Raw genomic sequence first — 4,970 nt, 5'->3', positions numbered from 1 at the left:
GCGCAACGCGGGCAGTGTGAAGACCAGGATCGGCAGCCCGATCACGATCAGCGCGCCATAGACGACCGCCAGCAGAATACCCAGAACCTCAAAACCATCCGACATGCGCAACTCCAATACTGGCGTCAGAGTAGCGGCGGTGAGACCCGTCGGCAATCACGCAAAGGAAACGGGCGGTTCTTCATGTGATACATGAAGAACCGCCCGCAATGCCTTGATATGATGCGGTTATCGCGCCCGCGTCACTTCATCGATCCGGTCTCGACGAAGCGCTGATGCCAGCTCAGCGCCTCGGTCAGCAGATGCGGCGCATGCTGGCCGAAGCTCTCGCGGCGGGCGCGCGCGAAATAGTCCTCGAGCATCGGGCGGTAGTCGGGATGGGCGCAATTCGCGATGATCTTCTCGGCGCGCTTGCGCGGTGCGAGGCCGCGCAGATCGGCGAGGCCCTGCTCGGTCACGATCACCTGCACATCCTGGCTGATGTGGTCGGTGTGCGAGGCCATCGGCACGATCGCGGAGATCTTGCCGCCCTTCGCGGTCGAGGGGGTCATGAAGATCGACATATAGGCGTTGCGCGCGAAATCGCCCGAGCCGCCGATGCCGTTCTGGATCTTCGAACCCATCACATGGGTCGAGTTGACGTTGCCGTAGATATCCGCCTCGATCAGCCCGTTCATCGCGATGCAGCCGAGACGGCGCACGAGTTCGGGGTGGTTCGAGATCTCCTGCGGGCGCAGGATCAGCTTCGTGCGGTAATGCTCGGCGCGCGCGTTCAGATCGGTGGCGCGCTCGGGCGAAAGCGAGAAGGCGGTGGCCGAGGCCATGCGCAGCTTGCCCGCGTCGATCATGTCGAGCATGCCGTCCTGGATCACCTCGGTGAAGGCGGTCATCGGCTCGAACGGGCTGTCGATCAGCCCGGCCATCACCGCGTTCGGCACGTTGCCCACGCCCGATTGCAGCGGCAGCAGCGCGCGCGGCAGGCGGCCCATCTTCACCTCATGGGCGAGGAAGTCGATCAGATGGCCGGCGATCGCCTTCGCGGTGCCGTCGGGCGCGCTGAAGGGGGCGTTGCGGTCGGGGCTGTCGGTCTCGACCACGGCGACGACCTTCGACATGTCGATGCGGAAATGCGGCTCGCCGATGCGCTGGTCGGGCGCGGTGAGCGGGATCGGCATCCGGTCCGGCGGCAGGCGCGTGCCGTAATAGATGTCGTGCATCCCGTCGAGCGCCTCGGACTGCCAGCGGTTGACTTCGAGGATCACCTTGTCGGCGCGGTCGATCCAGGTCTTGTTGTTGCCGACCGAGGAGGAGGGGATCAGCGCGCCGTCGGCGGTGATGCCCGAAACCTCGACCACGGCGAAATCGAGATTGCCGTAAAGCCCTTCCCAGACCATCGGCGCGACCTGGCTCAGGTGCATGTCGACATAGTCCATCTCGCCGCGGTTGATGCGGTCGCGCAGCAGCGGGTCGGAGTTGTAGGGCAGGCGGAAGTCGATGCCATCGGCACGCGCGAGCGCACCGTCGAGCTCGGGCCCGGTCGAGGCGCCGGTGAGGATGCGCACGCGGAACGGGGTGCCCGCGGCATGGGAGGCCTCGATCCGCGCGGCGAGCGCCACCGGCACCGCCTTCGGATAGCCCGAGCCGGTGAAACCCGACATGCCGATCGTGGCCCCCGGCCCGATCAGCGCGGCCGCATCCTCGGCGCTCATGATCCGGCTGGCCATGCCCGAATGCAGAATTCGGCTGGAGAGTTTCGCGCGTATCGTCATGTCGTCCTCCCTGACGTGGCGGGGCCCCGCCATCGCGCGAAACAATCATGCGCGCACGATTTTGTCCATTTCGCAGATGCAGCGTCAGCTATGCGTCAGGCGCATGGCGGACACTGAAATTGCATGGCTTGTGCTCAGCCGGCGCCGAGGGCGACGGCGATGCGATAGGTCAGGAAGGAGGCGATCCAGGCCAGCGCGAACATGTAGCCGAGCGAGAGCCACATCCAGCGCGCGCCGCCCGCCTCGCGCCGGATCACCGCGAGGGTGGAGATGCATTGCGGCGCGAAGATGTACCACACGAGCAGCGAGAGCGCGGTGGCGAGGCTCCATTGCGCGGCGAGCAGGGAGCCGAGCGCCGCCTCTCCGCCGCCCGCGCCGGAGACGGCGTAGACGGTGGCGAGGCCGGAAACGGCGATCTCGCGCGCGGCCATGCCCGGCACCAGTGCCACGGCGATCTGCCAGTTGAAGCCGATCGGCGCGAGGATCGGTTCGAGCAGATGGCCGATCATCGCGGCGAAGGAGTAAAGGATCGGCGGCTCGGTCGCGCCGGCGGGCGGCGCCGGGAAGGTGGCGAGCAGCCAGATCACGATCGTCATCGCGAAGATCGTGGTGCCGGCGCGGCGCAGGAAGATCTTTGCACGCGTCATCAGCCCGATCGCCACCGATTTCGGCCGCGGCAGCTTGTAATCGGGCAGGTCGAGCATGAAGGGCGGGGAGGGCGCGCGGCGCCAGAAGAGGAACTTCGCCACCGCCGAAACGCCAAGTGCCGAGACGATCCCGGCGCCGTAAAGCGCAAACATCACAAGCCCTTGCAGGTTCAGGATGCCAAGCACCGTCGTCGAGGGGATGAAGGCCGAGATGATCAGCGTATAGACCGGGATGCGCGCCGAGCAGGTCATCAGCGGCGCGACGAGGATCGTGGTGAGCCGGTCGCGGCGGTTGTCGATCACCCGGGCCGACATGATGCCGGGGATCGCGCAGGCGAAGGAGGACAAGAGCGGGATGAAGGCGCGGCCATGCAGCCCCGCGCCGCCCATGATCCGGTCCATCAGGAAGGCCGCGCGCGCCATGTAGCCGAGGTCTTCCAGAAGCAGGATGAACAGGAACAGGATCAGGATCTGCGGCAGGAAGATCAGCACCCCGCCGACGCCGCCGATCACCGCCTCGAGCAGGAAGCTGCGCAACAGGCTCTCGGGCAGATGCGCCGCGACGAAATCGGCAAGCGCGGCGAAACCGCCGTCGATCAGGTCCATCAGCGGCGCGGCCCAGGTGAAGACCGCCTGGAACATCACGAAAAGCAGCCCGAGCAGGAAGAGGAGGCCGAAGACCGGATGCAGCAGCACCTTGTCGATGCGATGGGTGACGGTGTCATGCTCGGGCGGCAGGGTCACGGCGCGCGCGATCAGCCGGTCGGCGGCGCGATGGCTCAGCCGCAGATCGGCGGCATCGGGCGGCGCCCAGAGGTTCGGCCCGTGCTCGGGCACGCCATCCGCGAGGCTCGCGTCGAGCTGGGCGAGCAGCGCCTCGAGCCCGCCCTTGCGCACCGCGGTCGAGGTCACGACCGGCACGCCGAGCTCCTCGGAAAGGGCATGGGCGTCGATCGCGATCTTCCGGTGACGGGCGATGTCGATCATGTTGAGCACGAAGATCATCGGCTGGCCGGTGGCGACGAGTTCCATCGCAAGCCGCAGCCCCGAGCGCGGGCTGACCGCATCGGCGACGACGATCAGGAGGTCAGGCGCCGGCTCGCCCGGGTGGCGGCCAAGCACGACATCGCGCGTCACCGCCTCGTCGGGGCTGCGCGCGCGCAAGCTATGGGTGCCGGGCAGGTCGATCAGGTCGATCCCGCGCCCCTCGGGCGTGGCGAAATGGCCGAGCTTGCGCTCGACGGTGACGCCGGAATAGTTGCCGACCTTCTGGCGCGAGCCGGTCAGCGCGTTGAACAGCGCGGTCTTGCCGCAGTTCGGCGGTCCGACGATCGCCAGACGGTATGTTTGCGGGTCTGTCATGGGCGGGTTATCGGCGCGGAAGGCTCGGAGGGCAAGATCAGGAGACCAGGATCGCCATCGCCTCGCGGCGGCGCAGCGCGACGGTGGTGCCGTTCACCCGCACCGCGATCGGGTCGCGCCCGAAGAGCCCCTCGTGCAGGATCCGCACCGCGGCCCCCTCGACGAAGCCCAGCTCGATCAGCCGGCGCTCCATTTCCTCGGCGGGAAGCGCGGCGGAATGGTCGAGCGCGGCGACGCGGAAGACATGGCCGGAAAACCCCTTGCTCATCTGCCCGAGCGGGTGGTGCTCGGCCTGCGGCGCGATGACGGCGTCGAAGGATTGCGGTGCGAGCATCATGGCGGCGTCCCCCTGCAGTGGCGGCGAGTCGGGCGCTTTGCGCGACATTGCTGGCCGATGGCTCCTTCTCGCTTATCCGACTGTTCCGGTCAAGAATGATCCGAGCGGTTTGGTCAGGAATGTGATGCGCCGCGATCGGGCGCGATCTGGGTGACGCGAGTGAACACCTTTGCCGGGGACAGGACAAGGGGCAGGTCATTGGGGGAGGTCATGGGGACCGCTTGCGTCGCCGCGCCGGGCGGCGCAGGATCGCCGCGTCAGGCGGAGGGGCGATGGACGGCGGTTCGGAGAGGCGGGGCGCGGCGCGCAGGGCGCCGGCGCGGGCGGCGCGCGGCGCGGCGGAGGAGATCGACGCGCTCTGGCGCGCGGGCGCCCCCGCGGCGCATCGGCGCGCGCTTGGCCAGGTGCTGACGCCGCCCGATCTCGCCGCGCTGATGGCGGGCTGGATCGCGCCTGCGCGCCCGGCGCGGGTGCTCGATCCGGCGCTTGGCACCGGGGTTCTGGCGCGGGCGATGGCGGCGGCGGTGCCGGGCGTCGCGGTCACCGGATGGGAAATCGACCCCGCGATCGCCGAGGCCGCGCGGGCGGCCTGCGCGCTTGAAGGGGTCGCGCTCGATCTCCGGCTCGGCGATTTTCTCGACGCGAAACCAGAGGGTTACGACGCGGTGATCGGCAATCCGCCGTGGCTGCGGCCGCGGGCTGGCAACGGGCTGCGCGCGCGGATCCGGGCGATGGCGGAGGCGACGGGCCTGCCGCTTGCCGGCCCGCTCAACGCCTATGCGCTTTTCGTGATCGCCGCCTGCGGGCAGCTGCGCCCCGGCGGGCGGGCGGCGTGTCTTCTGCCCGCGGAATGGG

At 68.7% G+C, this 4,970-nt stretch carries 4 protein-coding genes; 1 reads left to right on the top strand and 3 read right to left on the bottom strand.

What is annotated here, in order from left to right; genetic code table 11:
- Nucleotides 1–242: 242 nt before the first annotated feature.
- From AB7U46_RS17440 to AB7U46_RS17430, 3 genes are all read right to left on the bottom strand, one after another.
- Nucleotides 243–1,769 carry an acetyl-CoA hydrolase/transferase family protein gene (locus AB7U46_RS17440; RefSeq protein WP_428338258.1) on the bottom strand — a complete coding sequence of 509 codons (1,527 nt, stop codon included), beginning with the start codon at nt 1,767–1,769 and terminating at the stop codon, nt 243–245.
- Nucleotides 1,770–1,903: 134 nt separating this feature from the next.
- The gene (gene feoB, locus AB7U46_RS17435; RefSeq protein WP_428338257.1) at nt 1,904–3,778 is read right to left on the bottom strand and encodes a ferrous iron transporter B; all 1,875 of its coding nucleotides are present in this window, start codon (nt 3,776–3,778) and stop codon (nt 1,904–1,906) included.
- A 37-nt stretch (nt 3,779–3,815) separates the two neighbouring features.
- Nucleotides 3,816–4,115 (bottom strand): FeoA family protein, encoded by a 300-nt coding sequence (locus AB7U46_RS17430; RefSeq protein ID WP_428338256.1) that lies wholly within the window; start codon nt 4,113–4,115, stop codon nt 3,816–3,818.
- Nucleotides 4,116–4,387: 272 nt separating this feature from the next.
- Here AB7U46_RS17430 and AB7U46_RS17425 point away from each other — a divergent pair.
- The coding region (locus AB7U46_RS17425) for an N-6 DNA methylase (protein ID WP_428338255.1) at nt 4,388–4,970 on the top strand (583 nt) is incomplete at its 3' end.

The sequence above is a fragment of the Paenirhodobacter sp. genome (genome assembly GCF_050177655.1).
GTDB lineage: Bacteria > Pseudomonadota > Alphaproteobacteria > Rhodobacterales > Rhodobacteraceae > Rhodobacter.
This window is presented reverse-complemented; position numbering and strand designations above follow the sequence as displayed.

Excerpts from the sequence above, each read along its gene's own strand:
- feoB (WP_428338257.1), bottom strand. The coding sequence starts at position 3,778 with ATGACAGACCCGCAAACATACCGTCTGGCGATCGTCGGACCGCCGAAC.
- AB7U46_RS17440 (WP_428338258.1), bottom strand. The coding sequence starts at position 1,769 with ATGACGATACGCGCGAAACTCTCCAGCCGAATTCTGCATTCGGGCATG.
- AB7U46_RS17430 (WP_428338256.1), bottom strand. The coding sequence starts at position 4,115 with ATGATGCTCGCACCGCAATCCTTCGACGCCGTCATCGCGCCGCAGGCC.